At 66.7% G+C, this 23,413-nt stretch carries 22 protein-coding genes and 2 riboswitches; of the genes, 13 read left to right on the forward strand and 9 right to left on the reverse strand.

What is annotated here, in order from left to right:
* The first annotated feature begins 10 nt into the window (after positions 1-10).
* Complete coding sequence (locus CAM01S_RS01265; protein WP_373277677.1) at positions 11-1,075, forward strand: 4-hydroxy-3-methylbut-2-enyl diphosphate reductase; 1,065 nt, start codon at positions 11-13, stop codon at positions 1,073-1,075.
* A gap of 155 nt (positions 1,076-1,230) precedes the next feature.
* Positions 1,231-1,857, forward strand: coding sequence for a DUF6264 family protein (locus tag CAM01S_RS15015; RefSeq protein ID WP_245631521.1), 627 nt, complete (start codon positions 1,231-1,233; stop codon positions 1,855-1,857).
* 29 nt (positions 1,858-1,886) lie between these two features.
* Here CAM01S_RS15015 and CAM01S_RS01275 read toward each other — a convergent pair whose 3' ends face one another.
* Positions 1,887-3,140, reverse strand: a complete 1,254-nt coding sequence (locus CAM01S_RS01275; protein WP_066515042.1) for a M18 family aminopeptidase — start codon at positions 3,138-3,140, stop codon at positions 1,887-1,889.
* A 91-nt stretch (positions 3,141-3,231) separates the two neighbouring features.
* Positions 3,232-4,260: a class II fructose-bisphosphate aldolase gene (gene fbaA, locus CAM01S_RS01280; RefSeq protein WP_066515048.1), complete on the reverse strand. Its 1,029-nt coding sequence runs from the start codon at positions 4,258-4,260 to the stop codon at positions 3,232-3,234.
* A gap of 228 nt (positions 4,261-4,488) precedes the next feature.
* On the opposite strand from fbaA, the gene glpX reads away from it, so the two are divergent.
* On the forward strand, positions 4,489-5,472 hold the full coding sequence (gene glpX / locus CAM01S_RS01285) for a class II fructose-bisphosphatase (protein ID WP_066516650.1): 984 nt from the start codon (positions 4,489-4,491) through the stop codon (positions 5,470-5,472).
* A gap of 13 nt (positions 5,473-5,485) precedes the next feature.
* On the opposite strand, the gene CAM01S_RS01290 is transcribed toward glpX, so the two are convergent.
* Positions 5,486-6,748, reverse strand: a complete 1,263-nt coding sequence (locus CAM01S_RS01290) for a DNA recombination protein RmuC (RefSeq protein ID WP_066515056.1) — start codon at positions 6,746-6,748, stop codon at positions 5,486-5,488.
* A gap of 55 nt (positions 6,749-6,803) precedes the next feature.
* Complete coding sequence (locus CAM01S_RS01295) at positions 6,804-7,418, reverse strand: exonuclease domain-containing protein (RefSeq protein WP_066515065.1); 615 nt, start codon at positions 7,416-7,418, stop codon at positions 6,804-6,806.
* A gap of 103 nt (positions 7,419-7,521) precedes the next feature.
* Here CAM01S_RS01295 and ychF point away from each other — a divergent pair, with 103 nt between their 5' ends.
* Together ychF and CAM01S_RS14490 are read left to right on the forward strand one after the other, a co-directional pair.
* Positions 7,522-8,595: a redox-regulated ATPase YchF gene (ychF, locus tag CAM01S_RS01300; RefSeq protein WP_066515071.1), complete on the forward strand. Its 1,074-nt coding sequence runs from the start codon at positions 7,522-7,524 to the stop codon at positions 8,593-8,595.
* A 56-nt stretch (positions 8,596-8,651) separates the two neighbouring features.
* On the forward strand, positions 8,652-9,095 hold the full coding sequence (locus CAM01S_RS14490; RefSeq protein WP_157071335.1) for a hypothetical protein: 444 nt from the start codon (positions 8,652-8,654) through the stop codon (positions 9,093-9,095).
* A gap of 548 nt (positions 9,096-9,643) precedes the next feature.
* Here CAM01S_RS14490 and CAM01S_RS01305 read toward each other — a convergent pair.
* Positions 9,644-10,150 (reverse strand): DinB family protein, encoded by a 507-nt coding sequence (locus tag CAM01S_RS01305; RefSeq protein WP_066515073.1) that lies wholly within the window; start codon positions 10,148-10,150, stop codon positions 9,644-9,646.
* Between the two features lie 48 nt (positions 10,151-10,198).
* On the opposite strand from CAM01S_RS01305, the gene CAM01S_RS01310 reads away from it, so the two are divergent.
* Positions 10,199-10,624 (forward strand): helix-turn-helix transcriptional regulator, encoded by a 426-nt coding sequence (locus tag CAM01S_RS01310; RefSeq protein WP_157071336.1) that lies wholly within the window; start codon positions 10,199-10,201, stop codon positions 10,622-10,624.
* Positions 10,625-10,748: 124 nt separating this feature from the next.
* Positions 10,749-11,153, forward strand: a complete 405-nt coding sequence (locus CAM01S_RS01315) for a VOC family protein (RefSeq protein WP_066516653.1) — start codon at positions 10,749-10,751, stop codon at positions 11,151-11,153.
* Between the two features lie 69 nt (positions 11,154-11,222).
* Here CAM01S_RS01315 and CAM01S_RS01320 read toward each other — a convergent pair whose 3' ends face one another.
* Positions 11,223-11,522 carry a hypothetical protein gene (locus CAM01S_RS01320; protein ID WP_066515083.1) on the reverse strand — a complete coding sequence of 100 codons (300 nt, stop codon included), beginning with the start codon at positions 11,520-11,522 and terminating at the stop codon, positions 11,223-11,225.
* 127 nt (positions 11,523-11,649) lie between these two features.
* On the opposite strand from CAM01S_RS01320, the gene CAM01S_RS01325 reads away from it, so the two are divergent.
* Positions 11,650-12,114, forward strand: a complete 465-nt coding sequence (locus CAM01S_RS01325) for a DUF8821 family protein (RefSeq protein ID WP_066516655.1) — start codon at positions 11,650-11,652, stop codon at positions 12,112-12,114.
* A gap of 93 nt (positions 12,115-12,207) precedes the next feature.
* The gene (locus CAM01S_RS01330) at positions 12,208-13,419 is read left to right on the forward strand and encodes a MalY/PatB family protein (protein ID WP_066515085.1); all 1,212 of its coding nucleotides are present in this window, start codon (positions 12,208-12,210) and stop codon (positions 13,417-13,419) included.
* 10 nt (positions 13,420-13,429) lie between these two features.
* Here the strand turns inward: CAM01S_RS01330 and CAM01S_RS01335 are convergent, their stop codons facing one another.
* The gene (locus tag CAM01S_RS01335; RefSeq protein ID WP_066515089.1) at positions 13,430-13,819 is read right to left on the reverse strand and encodes an antibiotic biosynthesis monooxygenase family protein; all 390 of its coding nucleotides are present in this window, start codon (positions 13,817-13,819) and stop codon (positions 13,430-13,432) included.
* Between the two features lie 11 nt (positions 13,820-13,830).
* Positions 13,831-14,313 carry an FBP domain-containing protein gene (locus tag CAM01S_RS01340; protein ID WP_066515094.1) on the reverse strand — a complete coding sequence of 161 codons (483 nt, stop codon included), beginning with the start codon at positions 14,311-14,313 and terminating at the stop codon, positions 13,831-13,833.
* A 100-nt stretch (positions 14,314-14,413) separates the two neighbouring features.
* A riboswitch (glycine riboswitch) is annotated at positions 14,414-14,505 on the forward strand.
* A 1-nt stretch (position 14,506) separates the two neighbouring features.
* Positions 14,507-14,602: riboswitch (glycine riboswitch) on the forward strand.
* A gap of 54 nt (positions 14,603-14,656) precedes the next feature.
* On the opposite strand from CAM01S_RS01340, the gene gcvT reads away from it, so the two are divergent.
* Genes gcvT through gcvP form a run of 3 tightly spaced genes read left to right on the forward strand, consistent with a single transcriptional unit; the run spans position 14,657 to position 19,066 of the window.
* Positions 14,657-15,781, forward strand: coding sequence for a glycine cleavage system aminomethyltransferase GcvT (gene gcvT / locus CAM01S_RS01345; RefSeq protein ID WP_066515095.1), 1,125 nt, complete (start codon positions 14,657-14,659; stop codon positions 15,779-15,781).
* Between the two features lie 4 nt (positions 15,782-15,785).
* The gene (gcvH, locus tag CAM01S_RS01350) at positions 15,786-16,166 is read left to right on the forward strand and encodes a glycine cleavage system protein GcvH (protein ID WP_066515106.1); all 381 of its coding nucleotides are present in this window, start codon (positions 15,786-15,788) and stop codon (positions 16,164-16,166) included.
* Between the two features lie 2 nt (positions 16,167-16,168).
* A complete protein-coding gene (gcvP, locus tag CAM01S_RS01355) occupies positions 16,169-19,066 on the forward strand; it encodes an aminomethyl-transferring glycine dehydrogenase (protein ID WP_066515109.1) in 2,898 nt (965 codons plus the stop codon).
* Positions 19,067-19,175: 109 nt separating this feature from the next.
* Here the strand turns inward: gcvP and CAM01S_RS01360 are convergent, their stop codons facing one another.
* Complete coding sequence (locus CAM01S_RS01360) at positions 19,176-21,155, reverse strand: S9 family peptidase (RefSeq protein ID WP_217999703.1); 1,980 nt, start codon at positions 21,153-21,155, stop codon at positions 19,176-19,178.
* A 284-nt stretch (positions 21,156-21,439) separates the two neighbouring features.
* Here CAM01S_RS01360 and CAM01S_RS01365 point away from each other — a divergent pair, with 284 nt between their 5' ends.
* On the forward strand, positions 21,440-23,251 hold the full coding sequence (locus tag CAM01S_RS01365) for an ABC transporter family substrate-binding protein (protein ID WP_066515111.1): 1,812 nt from the start codon (positions 21,440-21,442) through the stop codon (positions 23,249-23,251).
* Positions 23,252-23,413 lie beyond the last annotated feature (162 nt).

Consider the following 23,413-nt stretch of genomic DNA (forward strand, 5'->3'; position numbering starts at 1 on the left):
TCATCGACGGGTGACGATCACCAACGGACGGACCGTGCAACTGGCGCCTCCGCGCACGCCGGCCCCTCGGGGACGGCTCCGTGACGAGCCTGTCGACGGGATGAAGCGGGTGTTGCTGGCCGCGCCGCGCGGCTACTGCGCGGGCGTGGACCGCGCAGTCGTCGCGGTTGAGAAGGCGCTTGAGCAGTACGGCGAGCCGGTCTACGTGCGGAAGCAGATCGTGCACAACGTGCATGTCGTTTCGACGCTCGAGCAGCGTGGCGCGGTGTTCGTCGACGATGTCGACGAAGTGCCGGAAGGTGCGCACGTGGTGTTCAGCGCCCACGGTGTCGCTCCCTCCGTCGTCGACGGCGCTGCCGCTCGTGGCTTGCACGCGATCGATGCGACATGTCCTCTGGTGACCAAAGTGCACCGCGAGGCGACCCGATTCGCGCGTGCCGATCGGACGATCATCCTCATCGGCCACGCCGGTCATGAGGAGGTCGAGGGCACGATGGGCCATGCACCCGACCGTACGATCCTCGTCAACGGTCCGGAGGCTGTGGCCGACCTCCAAGTTCCCGACCCGGAGAACCTCGTCTGGCTCTCGCAGACCACGTTGAGCGTCGACGAGACGATGGAGACGGTCCGGCTGCTCCGGGAGAAGTTCCCGGCCATTGAAGATCCGCCATCCGACGACATCTGTTATGCGACCCAGAATCGTCAGGTCGCAGTCAAGAAGATCGCGCCGCAGAGCGATCTCGTGATCGTGGTCGGTTCAGCGAACTCCTCGAACAGCGTGCGGCTCGTCGAGGTTGCGTTGGAGCACGGGGCCAAGGCGGCGCACCGGGTGGACTACGCGTCGGAGATCGAGCAGTCGTGGTTCTCAGGGGTGACGACCGTCGGTGTGACGAGCGGTGCCTCCGTGCCTGAGGTGCTCGTCCGGGAGGTCCTCGAGCAGCTGGAGGACGCGGGATACGGCGCAGTCGACGAGGTCGTGACGGCGCACGAGGACCTCATGTTCTCGTTGCCGAAGGAGCTCCGCGTGGATGCTTCTGGCCAACCGACTCGCCCGCTCGGCGGTCGGAACCGGTGATCGAGCGCGCAGACGACACTGAGGATCGTCGCGGAGCCAGTTCGACGATTCCCGACGGTTGGGGCGCGGTTCCGTCGGTGGCGGCGCTCCATGCGGCCACCGATCGTCATCCCACGGACGAAGGGCCGACGTCGCCGGTGACGAGCGCAGTGCCGATGTCGGCGGACGGGCGACCGGTCGGTCGACCGGCCCCGCAGTATGGCGAATACGCGCCCGAGGGATGGGTGAGTCCGTTTCTCGCCGACGAGGCGCCGTCTCTCCCGCAGGCATCCGCTGATCGATCGCAGCTGGACTCAGCGGGAGGCGCGCGGCCGCGTCCTCGGGGCTGGAATGCGTCCGATGAGACCTCCGGAAGCAAGGCTGGTCTTCCGAGTTCGGATGGTCGCGGGTCGCGAGGCGCCGTGGGGCGTCGCTCGTCGAGGGCGGACGTGCTCCTGACCGCGGTGCTGCTCGGAATCGGTCTTACGTCGGTCATCCAGCAACTCGCGGACGTCTCGGGCGCGGCCGCGAGTGTCGCGCAGACGCTCGCGGCGCAGTATGTGGCGCTCGCCCATCCCGAAGCCCTCGTGGTTGCCGCGGCTTGGTGCGGCGTCGGTCAGGCGGCCGTGTATGTTGTCGCGCTCTGGTGGTCGATCCGACGAATCCGCGCGCGTCGCCGCGCGATGTGGATCCCGCTTGCCGGGGGAGCGCTCGTCACGATCGCGTCGGGCATTGTCTACTTCGCGGTGGCTCTGCACGATCCGGCATTCGCGGCGTGGTTCGCCTCGCACAGCCCAAGCTGAGCGAGGGTTGTTCGCCGTCCGATCCGAAGTCAGTCGAGGAACGCGCGGAGCGCGGCGTGCAGTGCCGCGAGGTCGTCAATGTGGACGAGTTCGCGGATCGAGTGCATCGAGAGCAGTCCGACGCCGACGTCGACCGTCGGGATGCCGAGACGTGTCGATGCCAGCGGACCGATTGTCGAGCCTCCGGGAACTCCGTTGTGGTTGACGAAGCTCTGGTACGCGATCCCTGCTCGACGGCAGACGCTCTCCCAGAGGGCAGCGCCGGGCGCGCCCGTCACGTATCGCTGGTTCGCGCTGATCTTCAGCAGTGGTCCGCCGCCGGGCCGTGGTTGATTCGTCGGGTCGTGCTTCTCTGCGTAGTTCGGATGAACCAGGTGCCCAGCGTCGCTCGACACCATCCACGACGCGCGACGTGCCCGCGCCATGTCTGATGCGGACGCGCCGAGCCCGGACTGAATCCGCTGCAGAATCTCCTCGAGCATCGGGCCTTGCGCCCCGGACGGCGTGGCGGACCCGATCTCCTCGTGATCGAACGCGGCGAGGATCGGGATGTGCGACGTGGACGGCTCTGCATGGAGCAATGCGTGCAGCCCCGCGTGGACGCTCGTCAGGTTGTCCATTCGAGTTGCGGCGAGGAACTCGTCATATGCGCCCACCCGGCACGGCCTCTGCGAGTCGGCGAGCGAGAGGTCCCAGGAGACGGCGGAACGGCCAACAATGTCTGCCAACCATGCTCCGGCCTCCCGCTCGCTGTTGTCCGTCGCCACGATCGGGATCAGGTGGCGTTGACGATCGATGCCGTTGCTGTCATTCGCACCGCGATCCAAGTGGATCGCGAGGTTCGCGATGCGGGCGACCGCGCCGGTGGCGACGAGGCGCTCGCCGCCATCGGCGTCGACGACGCGACCGGCGATGCGGAGATCGCGGTCGAACCATGTCGAGAGGATCGGGCCCCCGTACACCTCCACTGAGAGCTGCTCCCACCCCACGCTGCGCATGGACGGGTTCGGCTTCAACCGAAAGCCCGGCGAGTCCGTGTGAGCCCCGATGATCCGGAACGGAGTCGTTGACGAAGCGCCCTCCGGAATCCGCCAGGCGACGACCGCGCCATCTCGGACCACCACGTACCGGCCCGGCTCGGTCGGCCAGTCGTCGAGCTCACTCAGCACGCGGAACCCGCTCGAGGCGAGCGTGTCGCGAACCGCCGCGGCTGCGTGGAAGGCGGTCGGTGCCTCCAGAACGAAGTCGGAGAAGTCGGAAACGATCGTGTCAGTGCGGCTCACCTGTCCATCGTGGCACGCACATGCAGCGGCCCCGCCGTCCGGGAGCGGACTGTGCGGGGCCGAAGCAGGATCGTGCTGGTGGAGGAGCGGTTCAGCTCTGCGATTGACCGGCGGAGCCGAGCACCTTCGTGGCTTCGAGCACGCGCGCCGCCATCGCGGTCTCCGCGGTCTTGCCCCAGCTGCGCGGGTCGTACTGCTTCTTGTTGCCGACCTCTCCGTCGACCTTGAGCACGCCCTCGTAGTTCCGGAACATCCAATCGGCGATCGATCGCGTGAATGCGTACTGCGTGTCGGTGTCGATGTTCATCTTGATGACACCGTTGCGCACAGCCTCTTTGATCTCGTCGTCGGTCGATCCCGAACCGCCGTGGAACACGAGATCCAGCGGGTTCTCGCCGGTCCCGTGGTTCTTCGCAATCTCGGCCTGAATCTCGCCGAGCAGCTCAGGACGCAGCTTCACGTTGCCGGGCTTGTACACGCCGTGCACATTGCCGAACGTGAGTGCGGCGATCCACCGGCCACGGTCGCCGAGGCCGAGCGCAGCGACTGCTTTCTCCACATCGCCGGCCGTCGTGTAGAGCGCGTCATTGGTGCCCTCGTGCTTGACGCCGTCCTCTTCACCGCCTACGACGCCGATCTCGACCTCGAGAATGGCGTTGATCGCACGGGTCTTGTCGATCATCGTCTTCGCGATCTCGATGTTCTCGTCGAGCGGGACAGCCGAGCCGTCCCACATGTGCGACTGGAAGATCGGGTTTCGGCCTTCGCGGACCTCGTCCTCGCTCGCTTCGATGAGCGGGAGGACGAACGACTCAAGGGCGTCCTTCGGGCAGTGGTCGGTGTGCAGCGCGACCGTCACCGGGTAGTTCTTGGCGACCTCGTGGGCGAACTTCGCCATAGCGAGCGCACCGCTCGCCCGGTTCTTCACCGTGTGTCCGGCGAAGTAGTCGGCCCCGCCGGTCGTGACCTGGATGATCCCGTCCGACCCGGCCTCGGTGAGGCCTTGGAGGACCGCGTTGATCGTCTGCGACGACGAGACGTTGAACGCGGGGTAGGCGAACTTGCCCGCCTTCGCTCGGTCGATCATCTCGGCGTACTGCTCCGGCGTTGCGATGGGCATCCTCGATCTCCTTCGACTGCGCGCGTGGTCGCGACGGTTGCGGTTGTCCGCCTCGATCGTAGTCAGTGCGGGTGCACGCGACTTCCGGGTGGCGGATGCGGTCTCGCTCGGCGAGCGGGCGATATCCCCGGCGTGCCTCCGCGGCTCGCCGAGCATTTCGCCCGCTCGCCGGTGCGCACGGCGCCGCGACCCTGCTGCGACGCGTCCCGATAGTGTTCTGGCGTGAGCATCACGACCGAGACCGGCTCCTTGTTCCTGCAGCCCGACCGCAACCTCGCGCTCGAGCTCGTCCGCGCGACCGAAGCCGCCGCGATCCGCGCGCAGCCATGGGTCGGCCGCGGCGAGAAGAACCTCGCCGATGGCGCGGCGGTGGATGCGATGCGGAAGTTCCTCGGCACGGTGAACTTCGACGGCGTGATCGTCATCGGTGAGGGCGAGAAGGACAACGCCCCGATGCTGTACAACGGCGAGCATGTCGGCAACGGTCAGGGGCCCTCGTGCGACATCGCCGTCGACCCGATCGACGGGACATCGCTGACCGCCGCCGGTCGACAGAACGCCATCAGCGTGATGGCGGTGTCGGACCGCGGCTCGATGTACGACCCGTCGGCCGTCTTCTACATGAACAAGATCGCGGCGGGGCCCGAAGGGCGCGATGTGCTCGACCTGCACAAGCCGGTCGGTGAGAACATCCGCGCGCTCGCCAAAGCCAAGGGCAAAGACATCGAGGACATGCAGATCGCCGTCCTCGATCGTCCGCGGCACGAGCAGCTCATCCGCGAGATCCGCGCTGCCGGGGCGGGAACGCGTCTCCTCCTCGACGGTGATGTCGCCGGTGGGATCTCAGCGGCCCTGCCGAACTCGAAGATCGACATGTGTGTCGGAGTCGGTGGCACGCCGGAAGGCATCATCACCGCGTGTGCCATCAAGGCGCTCGGTGGTGTGATCCTCGGGCAACTGCGGCCGAAGGATGACGACGAGCGGCAGAAGGCGATCGACGCCGGTCATGACCTCGACAAGGTGCTCGACCAGGATGACCTCGTCACCGGCGACAACACGTTCTTCGTCGCCACCGGCGTCACGGACGGCGTGCTGGTCGACGGCGTTCGCCGGTCTCGCGGCGTCATCACCACGGACTCGATCGTTCTGCGCTCCCGATCGGGAACCGTTCGGCGGATCCAGGCGGACCACCGCGCCGAGAAGTGGTTCTGATCGCCCGCGAACGCTAGGACTCCTCCACGGCGCTGACGAGTTCCGGGGCGGTGACGAGCCGCGGTTCGTCGTCGATGGACGTCGGCTCCGCGATCACCTTCGACTCGTCGAGCAAGGACAGTCGGCGCGCCGAGGGGAGCACCTGCCGCTCCAAGGAGCCGACGAATCGGTTGTAGTCGACGACCGTGCCACGGATCGCGCGCCCGAGCTTGTCGACGTGTCCGGCCATCGTGCCGAGGCGCCCGTACAGCTCGCGGGCAACTCGGAAGAGGTCCCGTGCCTCCTGGGTGACGACGTCCTGCTGCCAACTGAAGGCGACGGTCTTCAGCACCGACCACAGGGTCACAGGAGAGGCGAGCGCGATTCGCCGACGGAACGCGTGATCGAGGAGCGCCGGGTCGGCGGCGAGCGCGCTCGAAATCAGCGACTCCGACGGAATGAACGCGATGGTGAGCTCCGGTGACCCGTCGTAGGCGGTCCAGTACTCGCGCGCCGCGAGCGCGTCGATGTGGGCGCGCAGCGCTTTGACGTGCGCAGCGACGAGCTGATCGCGCCTCGCGCCGTCAGCGCCGGTCGCGGACGGCGGAATGGAGGCCGCCTCCAGATATGCGGCGAACGGCACCTTCGCATCGACGGCGATCGTCTTGCCGCCGGGCAGATGCACGATCATGTCCGGTCGTGCTGCGCCGTTCGCGGTCGTCACGGTCGTCTGCACATCGAAATCGACATGCTCGAGGAGACCGGCCGCCTCGACCACGTTGCGGAGTTGGGTCTCGCCCCACACGCCCCGCGTACTGTTCGCGGAGAGGGCGCTCGCGAGCGTCTCGGCGGTCGCGCGAAGGCGCTCCTCGGACGCCGCGGCGGCCTTCAACTGCTCGGACAGCGCGCCGTACTGAACCCCCCGCGAGCGTTCGAGATCGTCGATCTTCGCCCGCATGACATCGAGCGACTGGGCGACAGGGCTGAGTGCGGCGAGCACGGACGAGTCGTTCGTCGTCCGCGCGGTCTCGGCGGCGTGCATCCGCTCGACGATGTGCTCGAGTTCGCGGGATCGGGACTCGACAGAGTCGAGGTGCTGCCGGAATTGGGCGGCCTGCTCGGCAAGGCGATCGGCGGCATCGGCGCGCGCGTGCTCGAGTTCCGTCTGCAGCGCAGCGGCGGTGGCGGTGGCGGTGGCGGTTGCGGCAGCCGCCTTGGACCGTGCGAGCGACCACGCGACGACCGCGCCGACGGCGCCGCCGATGACGAGCCCGATGACCAGGGCGAGGATGTCCATGCGGCGAGCCTGGCAGCGGCCACCGACATCAGGTGGCAGGCCTGCGGCGTGGCTCTCAGTCCGCGAAGACGACGGTGCGAGCGGGGCGAGGAGCCTCACGCCGAGCGCTCAGCGGGACGATCTGAACGGCGCTGCTGTCGCTGAGGCGGTCCATCGAATCGGCTTCGTGGAGCTTGGCGGCGTGCACGATGATGGCCGCGCACGCCTCTGCGTCGGCGAGGGCGTCGTGGTGGTGGAAACCGGTGAATCCGGCGGCTGATGCAGCCATCGGCAATCGGTATGACTCCAACGCATATGTCTTCCGGGCGACCTGGAGGCTGCACATGGAGCGGTGTGCGGCGAGCGGAACACCCGTGACCGCGCAGCCTCCGGCGATGACCCCCATGTCGAAGCGCGAATTATGCGCCGTCAGGATGTCGTCGCCGCAGAATGCGACGAGATCCGCGTACTGCTCCGCCCAGCCTTTCGCGCCGATCACGTCGGCGGCGACGATCCCATGGATGCGCGTGTTCCATTCCAGGAAGATGTCGTGTCCGGCGGGTGGCTGGATCAGCCAGGAGGCGCGGTCGACGACGCGACCGGATCGGACCTTCACAAGCCCTACGGAGCACGCGCTCGCGCTCGAGTTGTTGGCCGTCTCGAAGTCGATCGCCGTGAAATCCAGTGACACGTCGTCATGCTTGCACGACGCTCCGACATCACCGCCGAGACCACGCCGACGTCTCCGGAGGCGAGCGATGCTCTGAAGACAGGCCCGGTTAGGCTTGACCCTCGTGGCTCTCACCATCGCGATCGTCGGTCTCCCCAATGTCGGCAAGTCAACGCTGTTCAACGCGTTGACGAAGAACCAGGTGCTGGCGGCGAACTATCCGTTCGCGACCATCGAGCCGAACGTGGGCGTTGTGAACCTGCCCGACCCGCGCCTCCAGGTGTTGGCCGACCTCTTTCATTCCGAGAAGGTGATGCCCGCTCCGGTGTCATTCGTAGACATCGCCGGAATCGTGAGAGGCGCGAGCGAGGGAGAGGGGCTCGGAAACAAGTTCCTCGCGAACATCCGCGAGGCCGACGCGATCGCCCAGGTCGTGCGCGGGTTCACGGATGACGACGTCGTGCACGTTGCCGGCGCCGTTTCACCGAAAGACGATCTCGAGGTCATCAACACAGAACTGATCCTCGCCGACATCGAGACGATCGACCGGGCGCTCCCGCGCTACGAAAAGGGTGTCAAGCTCAAGCAGATCGAACCCGCTGTTCTCGATGCCGCTCGGGAGGCCCGTGCCGCCCTGGAACGCGGAACCCTCCTGTCCGCCACGTCGATCGATCTGACACCGATCCGCGAACTCGGTCTGCTCACCGCGAAGCCGTTCATCTTCGTCTTCAACGTGGACGAATCGATCCTCACCGATGTCGCGCGAAAGCAGGCGCTCGCAGATCTCGTCGCGCCCGCGCAAGCCGTCTTCCTCGACGCGAAAATCGAGTCCGAGCTCATCGACCTCGCCCCGGAGGAAGCGCAGGAACTCCTCGAAGCAACCGGGCAGCCCGAATCGGGGCTCGACCAGCTGGCGCGGATCGGATTCGCGACCCTGGGCCTCCAGACATTCCTCACTGCGGGGCCAAAGGAATCGCGCGCCTGGACGATCCACCAGGGCTGGAAGGCGCCGCAGGCCGCGGGTGTCATCCACACCGACTTCGAAAAGGGCTTCATCAAGGCAGAGGTCATCTCGTTCGACGATCTCGTCGCCGCCGGGTCTGTCGCTGAAGCCCGTTCGCGCGGTGTAGCCCGTATCGAAGGCAAGGACTACGTGATGCAGGACGGCGACGTGGTGGAGTTCCGCTTCAACAACTGACGTAGCGCTCCGAAGGGCCGGTGCGGTCAGCTCAGAACTCGTGCATGGTTGAGCGCGTGAGCGATGAACCGGCAAGGCCGCTGCTGCATGCGTTGCTGAGCGACTACATAATTGCTGACGGTGATGTTGAGCAGCCGGTTGTCGGAGCGGTGCTGCATCGGCTGGCGCTTCGCGTGGACTCGCACGATCAAAGCCGGGGCTCGCAACGGACGCCCGAGCTCGTGACCGGCGTCGTTACGTGGGCGCGTTACAACCGGGCTAACAACTTATTCGAAGCCGTGGTGGACGCCGGTGTCTATCGTGTTCTTACGGAAGTAAAAGGTCGTGGTCCGGGGTGGTCAGTCGGCTCAGTTGTCGATGTCCAGGGAGTGCTCGTGAGCGTGGGGCCTTACGAGTTCGAGGCGTTCGGGCTTCCGGACGTGCGGCAGGACTGGTTAGTTGTCTCTTCGCACCAAGAGGAACTGGGCGACGGCTACGAGTTGGAGATTCAGCCGTTGTAGTCATGTCCGAATCCATCGGGACGTGGTGGAGTTCCGCTTCTCGCGTTGACATGGCGTTCTCATAGGTTCCTTCTAGCGCACCGGGTTTCGGGCACAGTTGAGGGCGTGAGCGAAGAGAACCGGCAGGGCTTCGATGGCGAGGCTGAGTGGGCGTCGCGAGATTTGGAACTGCTACATGACGCGGTGCTCGACGAGTTGCGTGTGTGGAGCGAGGTTGGCGTATCCGAGGAAGCGCTAGCTAGGCTCGCGTGGGCGGTGACAACGCGCATTGATTACGCCTTCGACGTGCGTTGGTCGCCAGACTGGGTAAGGCCAGGCGACCCCCACTCCTGGCGAGACGCGCAAGGCTGGCACGCGCTATGCAACGGATGCCTAGTCGAAAGCCCGCCCTGCGCGACCAGGGATGACGCCTTCAGATGGTTTGGGAGCCACCTGGACCAAGCGCATGCCGGAAGCGCGACGACGTGAGTCACGTCCGAATCTGTCGCAATGCGGTGGAGTTCCGCTTCAACAACTGAACGTGTGGCTTCGAGCGGCAGCTCACCGCCTCAGTCCCCGACGCTCCCGTCGATTGCTTCTCGGATCAAGTCGGCATGCCCGGCGTGGCGGGCCGTTTCTTCAATCAGATGGAGCAGCATCCAGCGGAGCGAGAAATGGGTGCCGTCGCGCAGGGGAACGACCGAGCGGTCGTCGAGCGATGCGTCGGCGGCAACTGCGCGCGACCGCTCGCAAGCAAGCCGATATCGATCGCGGAGCGCCTCCGGGTCGAGGTCGTGCGCTGCGTGGAACTCCCAGTCCGGATCCGACTCCCAGTCGACGTCGGCCCAAGGAATGCGACTCTCCAGACCCGCATACCGTTCCTCCGACCAGCTCTCTTCGACGAGCGCGAGGTGGTACAGCAGACCGCCGAGCGTCAGCGCCGACGGCTCGAGCCGCTGATTCAGTTGGGCGCTGTTCAGCCCGGCGGTCTTCGCCAGAACCGCATTCCGCTGGCTGTCGAGGAACTGGTCGAGCATGTTCCGCTCGGAAGCGAGCGCGTCTGCGTTCCGTGGCATGGCGCCATTGTTGCAGCGCTCACCGCCGGAGCGAGGACAATGCTCACCATGACCGACAGGCCGGATCTCGACGAACTCCGTCGGCTCCGGCGTGCGCGTGATCGTATGGATCGCGAGTACGCACAGCCGCTGGATGTCCCGGCGCTCGCGCGCGGTGCATTCATGTCGACGGCGCACTTCAGTCGACGATTCCGCGAGGCATATTCCGAGACTCCGTACGCATACCTGATGACACGACGTATCGAGCGTGCGCAGACGCTGTTCCGTGACACCGACGCGACGGTGACCGAAGTCTGCCTCGCCGTCGGATGCGCGAGCCTTGGGTCGTTCTCTGCGCGATTCACGGAACTCACCGGCGAGACGCCGAGCGCGTACCGGGCGCGCGCTCACGATGAAGCGAGGGGCGTGCCCGCCTGTCGTGCCCTGACGATCGGCCGACCACGTCGTGGCGACCGAATCGCGCCCCACAGCTGAGATTCCGACGCCAGGTCGTCTCGACGCACAAACCAACGTGCCACCGCTCGAGCCACGACGACGCCGTGCCGATCGAGCAGATTTCGAGAAGCGGCGGCAGAGCAAGCGCGTATACCGTCGCCGCATGACAATCGAATTGAGTGGCGTCCACGTGCTCGTCGACGACCCGGACGCGGCACTCGCGTTTTACCGCGACACGCTCGGATTGGCGGTGCGAAACGAAGTGAGCCATGGCGGGTTCCGATGGATCACACTCGTGACCAGCACACAGCCGGAGATCGAAATCGTGCTCAGCCAACCGCATGCAGGCAGATCGCAAGCGGACGGCGATGCGCTCGCCGCGATGCTCGCGAAGGGCGAGCTGGGGACGTTGCAGCTTCGCTCCACCGACCTCGAAGCGACGTTCGAGAAGATCCAGGCTGAACCATCTGCCGAGGTCCTGCAGGAACCAGCCGACCAGTTCTGGGGAGTGCGCGACGCGGCGTTCCGCGACCCCGCCGGAAACACCATCCGCATTTCCCAGGCGTAGCGGCCCAGAGGAGTCGTGACCGCGGCCCAGACCAGGCGCGACTCCACGCAGGGCAGGGCCGATCGTCCGTCAGAACGCCAGGTCCGGCCGCCCACCGTTCGTCAACGCTCGCGTGCGTGACTCGATGTCGGCAACGAGTGGATCGATGTCCGGCTCGAGTTCGTCGGCGGGCGCCTCTCGCGAGAGCAGCGGAATTGATGGCCCGAGCAGCACGGCGGCGATCGTCGTGGACCCATCGAAATCGATGATCGGCAGGCGCACAACGTCGGACAGTCGACGGAGCGCCAACGCGAGCGCGTATTTCATCACGGCGTCCGCGGCGAGATCACCCGCGAGCAGGTCGACCCCTGCATACGTGACGAATTTCATGGCGCCCTGCTTCCGGTCGGGTTGCCGCGGTAGCGGTGGCTGAACCCGCAACGGTAGACCTGCCAGCGCCCAACTGTTCAGGAAGCTGTCAAAATCGAGGGCCAGGCCCGACGACCTTTGGAGAATGATGTCCTACACCGTTGACTTCGTGACCGTCTCGACCGTCGGCCTCGAGTCGTCCCCGGTCGCTGACGCGCTTGCAGGCCTCCGCGCGAACGAGGCCCGGTACTTCAAGAACAAGTACGGCCACGACTTCACCGTTCGGCCCGCAGCGGAGGCGGCGGACGAGATCGCGTATGTCACCCGAATTCTGCGTGACGAACGCGATCTGACGATCAGCTCACAGCCACTGGAAGCGACCTCGTTCGAGGTAGAGGGCGTTCGCTGGACCTACGTGTTCTACGAATCGGGTCTTTCGATCAACGTGCTCTACACGCTCGCCGACGCGGGAAAGCGAGCGGTCGGGTTCAAGCTTGCAGACGGAATGGAGGTCCCCGAGGAGCTTGCGAGCCGATTCAAGTTCGCACGGCAGCGCTCGAAGCTCGCGGGCACGATCCGCGGCTCATTCTTCGTCATCAAGGGCGAGTACTGATCGATGCGTCCCGACGCGCGGGGCGTGGGATGTGCATGACGCACCGTTTCACGCTCGCTCGCGTTGCGCCTCCGAAGCGATCATCATCGAACCATGAGCGCGACGGAATCTGACGACGACCCGGTCAGCGCGCTCCGCGGTGTCCGCACGTCGATCAAATGGACCCGATACGCGCCTGACGTTCTCCCATTGTTCGTCGCAGAGATGGACTTCGGCGTCGCTCCGCAGATCCAGGAGGCGCTCATCGAGCGTGTGCGGATGTCCGATCTCGGCTATCTCGACGGCCCCGGTCCGCTCGCGCCGGCATTCGCCGGCTTCGCCGCCGATCGTTGGTCGTGGATCGTTCCGGAGGATCGCATCCACCTCGCGACGGATGTCAGCGTCGGCATCGTCGAGACGCTGCGCATTGCCCTTCCAGAGGGCGGGCGCGTTGCAATCACGCCTCCGGTGTATCCGCCTTTCTTCGAGCTGATCGATGAGGCCCGCTGCGAGGTCGCCGAGGTTCCGCTCGCCGAGCAGTGGGGCACGTATTCACTCGACCTCGACGGCCTGGAACGCGCGTTTGCGGGCGGCGTCTCGGTCTTCCTGCTCTGCAATCCGCACAACCCGGTCGGGCTTGTCCACGACCGCGAAACGCTGGAGCGGCTCGCGGCGATTGCGGCGCGATACGACGTTCTTGTCATCAGCGACGAGATCCACGCTCCGCTGACGCACCCCGGTGTGGTGTTCACGCCGTTTGCGCGTGTAGCCGAGCCGGCTGGTGCCCGAAGCGTGTGCGTGACGTCCGCGAGCAAGGGATGGAATCTCGCCGGAGTGAAATGCTCCGTGATCGTCGCCGGTGACGCCAGAACAGCAGCCCTGCTCGACTCGCTGAACGAGGAGGTGGCGTGCCGGACAAGCATCCTCGGTCTGCATGCCAATCTCGCAGCGTATCGCTCGAGCCGTGAGTGGCTGGACGATGCGATCGACCGAATCGTGGCAAACGATCGTCTGCTCGCACGATTGCTGGCGGAGCATCTTCCGGGCGTGATCTACCACCGCCCTCGCGCGGGATATTTGGCCTGGCTCGATTTCCGTGGAATCGGGCTGGGAGACGATCCGGCCGTTCCGATTCGCGAGCACGCATACGTCGCGCTGAACTCCGGCCTGACGTTCGGTCGGGAGGGTCGTGGTTTCGCCCGCCTCAATCTCGCCTGCTCGCCCGAGACCCTTCGCGAAGCCGTGTTCCGGATTGCGTCGGCATACCCCTCCAGCGCACAGGAGGCGCCGGTGTGGTGGAGCGCTGGGATACCTGCGCGAGGCTGAGCGCGGCCGCTTAAAGGTCGACGACCTCGAACTCGAGAAGGTCAGCGCCGGTGGCGACTGGGCGGCGGTCGGCGGCCGCGGCGCCGTCGCTCGTATCGGCGTTGTGCGGGTGACCACCGTCGGCCGATTCGTGGGCGCCGTCGTGCGCCTCCGACGAATGCGCCGCGGCGGGCGCGTGTGCAGCCTTCGCGCCGTTCTCGGCCCACGCTTGGAATGCCTCCTCTGACGCCCAGGTGGTCACGACGAAGTATCGGGATTCGCCCTGCACGGGCCGGAGCAACTGGAACCCTTCGAAGCCCGGCGCACCGTCGACCGTGTGCTTCCGGGCCGCGAATCGCCGCTCCAATTCGGGGCCGGCGTTCTCGGGAACGTGAATCGCATTGATCTTGACGACGGACATAGCGGATCCTTTCAGGCGGTCTTCATGACGTCGGTGATGAAGTTCTGCGCGCGCTCGAGCAGTTGTTGACCACGCGTGGCGATCGTCGACGGCGGGTTGAGGTGCGGAGGCGCCACGCGAATCAAGATCGAGCAGGCGAGGTCTTCGCAGATGTAGGAGCCGATGGTGTTCCCGTTCCGCCCAGCGTCACCCGCGCGAGCAGCAGAGAACAGCCGGACCTGCGTCGCGGGTTGCGGTGAATGGCAGAAGGAGCACATCGCCGCGATTCCGGGCCGAAGCGATCCTCCGGCCGCGCGCAGCACGATGCCGACGGGCCGGTCGTCCATCCAGAGCACGATGTAGCCGCGGCGAGCGGCCTGGGGGTCGCGCCACCCGAGATATTCCCGGTCGTTCCAGATGGTCTCGTGCAGACCGGGGATCGTCATCTGTTCCAGTTCATCCGCCGTCGCGTTGATAAATGCTCCGCGGATATCGGTCTCGGTGAGCGGCTGCACGGTTCCCCTTCGCAGGTTGCTGTCGATCCAGGGTAGCCCGCGGCCCCTGTCCGTCGGCGGTTGCCGTTATGATCCTGCTGACACGTGAATATCGGGCCGTTCATCCCCCGCGGGAGAGTCCGTCGAACGCGACGGGCACCGAAGGAGCAATCCCCCCGACAATCTCTCAGGTCGAACGACCGCGAGGGCCAGGCCACTCTGAAAAGCAGGACGCCCAGACGTCCTCGCCCACGGTGAAAATCGCACGCTCCATCCGCGGTGAAACTCTCAGGCCCATGACAGAGGGGGAGTCTCTCGCATCCGGCATCGCCGGACATCCGCGTTGCCTGAGGAGCACTCCGCTATGACCGATCCGACCGCGTCCGCGCGTACGTCGCCCCTGCATGAGGCGCATGTGCGCGCCGGTGCGTCCTTCACGGATTTCGCCGGCTGGCAGATGCCCGTGCGCTACACGTCTGATCTTGCCGAGCACCACGCGGTGCGGCAGGCCGCGGGCGTGTTCGATTTGTCGCACATGGCCGAGATCGGCGTGGAGGGGCCGCAGGCCGCGGAATACCTCACCGCGGCGCTCGCCGGCGCATTCAGTGCGATGCCGATCGGCCGGGCGAAGTACTCGCTGCTTCTGGCCGAGGATGGCGGAATCGTCGACGACCTCGTCGTCTATCGCACGGCCGAGCACGAATACCTTGTCGTCGCCAACGCCGCCAACCGCGCGGTCGTCGCCGATGCGTTGCAGCAGCGCGCGACCGGCTTCGATGTTCACGTCACCGACGACTCCGACTCGGTCGCCCTCGTCGCGATTCAGGGGCCGGCGGCGGCTGGGACGCTCGATGCGCTGGTGGTCTCCGATCGCCTCCAACCCGAGGAATCGCTCGACGCGCTCCGCTACTACCGGGCGACCCACGCGCGGTTCGACGGAGCCGAGATCCTCATCGCTCGGACCGGATACACCGGCGAGGACGGCTTCGAGCTCTACGCGGACCCGGCCGTGATCGAGTCGATCTGGGACGCGCTGCTCGATGCGGGAGCCGACCGTGGGGTCGTCCCGGCTGGTCTCGCAGCCCGCGACACGCTCCGGCTCGAGGCGGGCATGCCGCTCTACGGGCACGAGCTCGACCGCACCCGCCGTCCGGCTCAGGCGGGCCTCGGCCGCGTCGTCGCGATGGACACGGAATTCGTCGGGAGGCCCGGGGTTGTGCCCGCCGAAGAAGCTCCCGTACTCGTAGGCCTTCGCCTCGACGGGAAGCGGGCTGCTCGCGCCGGGTACGGCGTGTTCGACGGCGATCGCGAAGTCGGCGTTGTCACCTCCGGCGCGCTCTCGCCGACGCTCGGACATCCGATCGCGATGGCCTATGTCGACCCGGCTTCTGCCGAGATCGGACACAACCTCCACATCGACGTTCGAGGCACTCGTCTCCCCAGCACCGTCACCGAACTCCCCTTCTACCGCCGCCCCGCGAAAGGCTGATCCCATGACCGACCAGAGCGCACTGCTGTATACGCCGGACCACGAGTGGCTCCTCGTCGACGGCGACACCGTCGTCGTCGGGATCACCGACTACGCAGCCGATCAGCTCGGCGACATCGTCTACGTCGACCTGCCCGCGATTGGTCGCTCGGTCGATGCTGCCGAGCAGATCGGCGAGATCGAATCGACGAAGAGCGTCGGCGAACTGTTCGCGCCGGTCAGTGGTGAGATCGTCGCGGTCAACGACGCCGTTTCCGACACGCCGGATACCGTCAACCACGATGCGTTCGGCGACGGCTGGCTCGTGAAAATCCGCCTCGGCGACGCGGGTCTCCCGGACGGCCTGCTCGATGAGGCCTCCTACCGCGCCGGGCTCGGAGCGTGACCATGGACGACCGCAACCTCCAGACCACGTTCGCCGACCGCCATATCGGTGCCGGCCCCGCCGATCAGGAGGCGATGCTCGCCGCCGTCGGCCAGCCGTCCCTCGACGCTCTCGTCCGCGCCGCCGTACCTGAGTCCATTCACGCCGCGCCGGTCGCGTTGAGCGTGATCCCTCCGGCCGTGAGCGAGACGATCGCGCTCCAGGAACTCCGGGCGATCGCCTCCCGCAACCGCGTGCGTCGCCCGATGATCGGGCTCGGCTACTTCGGCACTATCACGCCGGCGGTCATTCAGCGGAACGTCCTCGAGAACCCGAGCTGGTACACCGCGTACACGCCCTACCAGCCGGAGATCTCGCAGGGCCGTCTGGAGGCGCTGATCAACTTCCAGACGATGGTCGCCGATCTCACCGGGCTCGCCACGGCGAATGCATCGATGCTCGACGAGGGCACCGCGGTGGTCGAGGGCATGCTGCTCGCCCGCCGCGCGTCGAAGGTGCGGGGCAACGTGTTCCTCGCCGACGCTGATCTGCTGCCGCAGACGCGCGCCCTGCTCGATCACCGGGCCGAGGCCGTCGGCATCGAGCTTCGTACCTTCGACGCCGCGGCGTCGCTTGACGAATCGCTGCTGGACGGCGTCTTCGGTGCCGCGGTGCAGTACCCGGGCGCCTCCGGACGGATCGTCGACCTCAATCCCATCGTGGAGGCCGTGCACGCTGTCGGCGGACTCGTCGTCGCCGCAGCCGACCTCCTCGCCCTGACGCTGCTCGCGGCTCCGGGTGATCTCGGTGCGGACATCGCCGTCGGCACGACGCAGCGATTCGGCGTTCCGCTCGGATTCGGCGGCCCGCATGCCGGCTACCTCGCCGTTCGCGCGGGGCTCGAACGGCAGCTGCCAGGCCGGCTCGTCGGAGTCTCGTTCGACGCCGACGGCTCGCTCGCCTACCGCCTCAGCCTGCAGACGCGCGAGCAGCACATTCGACGCGAGAAGGCGACGAGCAACATCTGCACCGCGCAGGTGCTCCTCGCCGTCATGGCATCCATGTACGCCGTGTACCACGGCCCGCAGGGCCTCCGATTCATTGCCGATCGAGTCGCACGGACCGCCGCTGCGATCGCCGACGCGAGTCGGGCGCTCGGGATCGAGGTCGCGTACGACCGCTTCTTCGACACCGTGCAGCTTCGCGTGGCCGGAGGCGCGCACAGCGTGGTCGATGGCGCCGCCGAGCGCGGATACCTGCTGCGCCTCGTCGACGAGAACGTCGTCTCGATCGCTGTGGACGAGACCACGTCGGCGGACGACGTCCTCGCGATCCTGCAGGTGATCGCCGCGGCGCGCCCCACAAGCGAGGTGCCGGATATCCACGGCGTCGAGGCACGCATCGCCGGGGCGCAGCGCGCGATCCCTGCCGATCTCGCCCGAGAGAGCGACTACCTCACGCATCCGGTGTTCGCGTCGCATCGCTCTGAGACGCAGATGATGCGCTACCTGAAGCACCTTGCCGATAAGGACTACGCGCTCGACCGCGGCATGATCCCGCTCGGAAGCTGCACGATGAAGCTCAACGCGGCCACCGAGATGGCCGCCGTCACGTGGCCCGAGTTCGCGAACATTCACCCGTTCGCACCCCGAGACGACGTCGCGGGCTACCTGCAGCTCATCGCCGATGTCGAGGGCTGGCTCGCCGAGCTCACCGGCTACGACACGGTGTCGGTGCAGCCCAACGCCGGCAGTCAGGGCGAGCTCGCCGGGCTCATGGCGATCCGCGGGTACCACATGGCGAACGGTGACGCGGACCGGACTGTCTGCCTCATCCCCTCGAGCGCGCACGGGACGAACGCGGCGTCAGCGGTGCTCGCCGGAATGCGCGTCGTCGTCGTGCAGTGCGACGAGAACGGCAACGTCGACCTCGCGGATCTCCGCGCCAAGATCGAGCAGCACGCAGGTGCCATCGCCGCGCTGATGATCACGTACCCGTCCACGCACGGCGTCTACGAGCACGACGTCCGAGACATCTGCGACGCCGTTCATGCCGCTGGCGGCCAGGTGTACGTCGACGGGGCCAACCTGAACGCGCTCCTCGGGCACGCGCGGTTCGGCGACTTCGGCGGGGACGTGTCCCATCTGAACCTGCATAAGACGTTCTGCATCCCTCACGGGGGTGGCGGCCCCGGCGTCGGTCCTGTCGCCGCGAAGGAGCACCTCGCGCCCTACCTGCCGGGCCACCCGCTCGCGCAAGATCCCTCGCTGGTCGGCCGTGCTCCGGTCTCGGCCGCACCCTACGGCAGCCCGAGCATCCTTCCGATCACGTGGGCCTACGTTCGGATGATGGGCGGCGAGGGCCTCCGCCGCGCCACCGAATCGGCCGTGCTCGCTGCCAACTACGTCGCCACAAAGCTCCGCGACTCGTACCCCGTGCTCTACGCGGGTGAGCAGAACCTCGTCGCACACGAGTGCATCCTGGACCTTCGCCCGCTTCGCGAGGCGACCGGAATCACCGTCGACGACGTCGCCAAGCGGCTGATCGACTACGGGTTCCACGCCCCGACGATGTCGTTCCCGGTAGCGGGAACGCTCATGGTCGAACCGACCGAAAGCGAGGACCTCGCCGAACTCGATCGGTTCGTCGACGCGATGGTCGCCATCAAGGCCGAGGCCGACGAAGTGGCTGCCGGCACCTGGCCCGCGGACGACAACCCACTGGTGGGTGCACCGCACACTGCGCATGCGGCCATCGCGGGGGAGTGGCAGCACGCCTACACCCGCGAACAGGCCGTGTACCCGCTTCCGGGCATCGCCGCGGCCAAGTACTGGCCGCCGGTGCGCCGCATCGACCAGGCATACGGAGACCGAAATCTCGTCTGCGCCTGCCCGCCGATCGACGCCTTCGCGGAGGTCTGACAAACGCGAACAGCCGCGGCGGGCGGGCGGGGGTGAAGCCCGCCGCCGGCCGCGGTCCGCGCTCCGGAGTGCGTCGGCTGCGCCTGGTTCCGCAGCTCTGGATCCCTGATCAGGACTGCGGCAGGTGCCGGCCCCACCACTCCAGGACGTGTTCGAAACGCTGGACGCGATGCCGTGGCCGGCCCGACCGCGACAACTCATGCCCCTCGCCGGGGAACACCAGCAACTCCGCGGCAACGCCCGCCCGGCGGAGCGCGACGAACTGCCGTTGGCCCTGCTCGATCGGGCACCGCCAGTCGTGCTCAGAATGCGCGACCATGAACGGAATCCGAACCGAGTCCGCGTACGTCAGTGGACTCTTCGCGCGCTGCTCGTCCGGGTCCGTTCCGACATAGGCCTCGGCGAAGAACCAGCCGATGTCCGAGCTCCCCGAGAACGAGTCCCACGCATTCACCGCGCGCTCGCTCCAGGCCGCACGGAAGCGCTCGCCGTGGTGCGCTGCGAGCCAACTCGTCATGAATCCGCCGTACGAGCCTCCCATGATGCCCACGCGGCTGCCATCGAGATCCGGCCGCTCAAGCGCTACATCAAGCAGCGCCAGCACGTCGTCCACGTCGACGGTGCCCATCGCGCCGATCACCGCGCGGCCGTGCTCCAGCCCATACCCCTCCGAGCCGCGAGGGTTCCCGAGCACCACTGCGTAGCCCGCTGACGCATATACCTGCGCCTCGTCGAACAGCGCCCACTCTTGTTGGGTGAACGGACCACCGTGGACGACGCGGAGGACAGGATGCGGCCCGTCGCCCTCCGGGAGCACAAGCCAGCCGTGCACCGGATAGCCGTCCGGTGCGGAGCCCGTGAGCTCTTCCACCCGATGCAGCCCGGTCGCCCGAAGCGCGGCGCCGAAGTCGGAAAGCCGCTGCACCCGTCCCGACGCGTCAACGCGCACGACCTCGCCGAGCGAGGTCGCGTCTGCGACGGTTGCCAGAATCACATCGTCGATCACCACGAACCCGCGAACCGCGACCTCCCCACCGAGAACGACGCGAAGCTCGGACAGCGCGACCGACGCGGCGGCGTCGGCGCCCTTCCACGCGACCGCTCGAATCTCCACCGCGCCCCGATGGAGTACGGCGACGAGCACGTCGTCGCCGCGGAACTGCAACGCCGACCGATCCTGGAGAACATCCACGCTGGCACGCTCCGTGAGCCGCACCGCGCCATCGACATCGGCGCCGGTGGGCAGCGCCCACAGGCCACCCGGCTCGGCGACGACGCCCTCCTCATCCGACGCACCCAGCCAGAACAGCGTCCCATCCGGTCCGAAGCGCGCGGCTTCGACGCTCCCTGCACTCCGAGCGATGAGCGACGTCGCGCCCGTGTTCGGGTCGAACCGGTAGAGATCCGAAGCGAGGGTCTCCACAGCGCCGAGATCCCTCGGCGCCGGAGCGACGATCGCGGCCCCGTCCGGCGTCCACGTGGGAGCGCCGATCGAGCAGGGCAGCGCCGTGACCGCGTGATCGGCTGGCGAGCCGTCCAGCGCCGCGGCGACATCGATGACCACAAGCTGCTTGGGCTGGTCGCCGACATAGCCGACACCGTCGCCGTGATAGTCGAGACGGCGGATGTGGCGTGGGGCCTCCGCGTCCGGGCTGACCTGCCGGTCGTCTGCGCCGCGGGTGCCGTATCGACCGCGCTCCGGAACCCGAGCGAGGCCAGCGATCCGCGCGCTGTCGGGTGACCAGGTGATGGCTTCGACACCGAGCGGGAGCGCGGACACCGCACGCGCCTCCCCGCCGTTCGACGGCATCACCATGACCTGGGCGTGCTTTCCGGAGTCGCCCTCGACTGCGCGAAGGAACGCGACCATGGTTCCGTCTGGCGAGATGACGGGAGCGCTGTCGAAGTCGCCGCCAGTCCAACGATCAGCGCGTCCGGTGGAGTCGATACGTCTGATCTCGGACCGGTAGGCGTCGAGGTCGAGGTCGGGCGTCGCGACGGCGACGAGCGTGAGGCCGCCGTGGAGCGGATCAGCGCTGGCAGTCGGTGTGGACAACGATCGGATGGCCGTGATGTCAGAAGGAAGCACAGCCCCACGCTAGGACGCCCGTTCATCCGCCGTTCGTTCGCCGGACGGCTGGCGTTGTGCATCCGGAAAAGCGTTGCAGCGTCAAGGAGAATCGTTGCAAAATCTCGGCCTCAAATGCAATCAATCGGCTGTATTTGCAATCATCGTGCGTGCCCGTTTCCGATGTGTAACAACTTCGGTGAGGATTTTGAGCCCGTCCCAAGCCACACCTATCGTTCTCTCGAACGGGCCGAGCACCTCGTCTCCGCGCGTTCGATCACATTCCATCCCAGGAGGATCACAGAGTGAACATCACCAAGAGGCGGTGGCGCACGGCAATCGGCGCGATCGCGATCGCAGGCTCGGCAGCTGTCGTGCTTGCCGGTTGCTCCGCACCCAAGGCGAGCACCATCAGCGAGAAGACGTCGCTCTCGATCGCGCAGAACTCGGCCGTCACGTCGCTGAACCCGCTCGTGTCGAACCAGTACAGCACGTACAACTCGAACGTTGCGTACCTGACGAGCGCGCTCGGCTTCAACTACTACGACAACACCCCCAAGCTGGTGAAGAACACCGACTTCGGCACCTACACCAAGGAGTCGTCGAACCCGCTGAAGATCAAGTACACCCTGTCGAGCAACGCGCAATGGAGCGACGGCGACCCGGTGAACGCGGCGGACATCCTGCTGCAGTGGGCGTCGAGCATCTCGAAGTACAACAACGCCAAGGGCGGCATCAACTTCAACTCGGTGAACGCGGGCTCCGGCCTCGACGGCATCACCAAGGTGCCGACCGTCTCGAACAACGGCAAGACCGTCGTCACGACGTTCGACAAGCCGTACGTCGACTGGGAGCAGTCGCTCCTCGCGCCGACCCTCCCGGCGCACATCGTCTACCAGGAGGCCTTCCCGAACAAGAAGGTCTCGAATGCTGACGCCGACAAGGCCGTCATCAAGGCGATCCAGGACAACGACACCGCCACCATCGGTGCGATGGCCAAGGTGTGGTCGACCAAGTGGAACGTGACGAGCATGCCGAGCGACAAGAAGCTCCTCGTCACCGACGGCCCTTACCAGGTGACCGGGTTCGTGAAGAACCAGTACATCACCCTCGCGAAGAACCCGAACTACAAGGGTGGCCCGACCCCGCAGGTCGACAACCTCACGGTTCGATTCATCGCTGACCCGACCGCGCAGGTGCAGGCCCTCCAGAACGGTGAGGTCGACATCATCTCCGGTCAGGCGACGACCGACACGCTTGCCGCGATCAAGAAGCTGAACACGGTGAACTACTCGAACTCGGCCGAGGCCTCGTACGAGCACGTCGACCTGACCTTCAACAACGGCGGTCCGTTCGACCCGAAGACCTACGGTGGCGACGCCACCAAGGCGCAGGAGGTCCGCGAGGCCTTCCTGAAGGTCATCCCGCGTCAGGAGATCCTCGACAAGCTCATCAAGCCGCTCAACCCGAGCGCGAAGCTTGACGACTCGACGCAGTTCCTCCCCGGTTCGACCGGCTACGACCAGACGGTCCAGCAGAACGGCATGAGCCAGCTGTACGACTCGGTCGACATCGCGGGTGCCAAGGCGCTCCTCGCCAAGGCCGGCGTGAGCAACCTCACGGTCAAGTTCGCGTACCCGAACGACAACCCGCGCCGTGCGAGCGAGTTCTCGCTCATCCAGCAGTCGGCTGCGCAGGCCGGTATCACGGTGAAGGACGTTGGCAGCCCGGGCGCTGACTTCTTCCAGAACCTCGGCAACGGTTCCTACGACGCGTGCATCTTCGCGTGGCAGTACACCAGCCTCGCCTACACGGGCAGCCAGACCGAGTTCCAGACCGGAGGCTCGTCGAACTACCAGGGCTACTCCAACCCGTCCGTCGACGCGCTCTGGAACAAGCTCGAGTACTCGACCGGGACCGCCGCGCAGAACCGCGACCTCCAGATGCAGATCGACAAGAAGGTCGTCGGCGATGCCGCGACCGTGACGATCTTCCAGTTCCCCGACGTCACCGCCTGGTCCAAGCAGGTTGCGAACGTCAAGGACAACCCGATCGGTGTGACGGTGTTCTGGAACTACTGGCAGTGGACCTCGCAGCACAAGAAGTCCTCCAAGTAACAACTCCAACCGCTGAGACCCGCATGGGTCGAAGCACCTGACGCAGGTGGGGCGTCGAGGCAGCAACACTGCTTCGGCGCCCCACCCGCGCGACACCCGGCCGCTCGCCGCTTCAGCGAGAGTCCAGCACTCTCCGAGTGGATCACGGCGAAGACGTCGGGT

It is taken from the genome of Curtobacterium ammoniigenes NBRC 101786, assembly GCF_001571045.1.
Taxonomy (GTDB): domain Bacteria; phylum Actinomycetota; class Actinomycetes; order Actinomycetales; family Microbacteriaceae; genus Curtobacterium; species Curtobacterium ammoniigenes.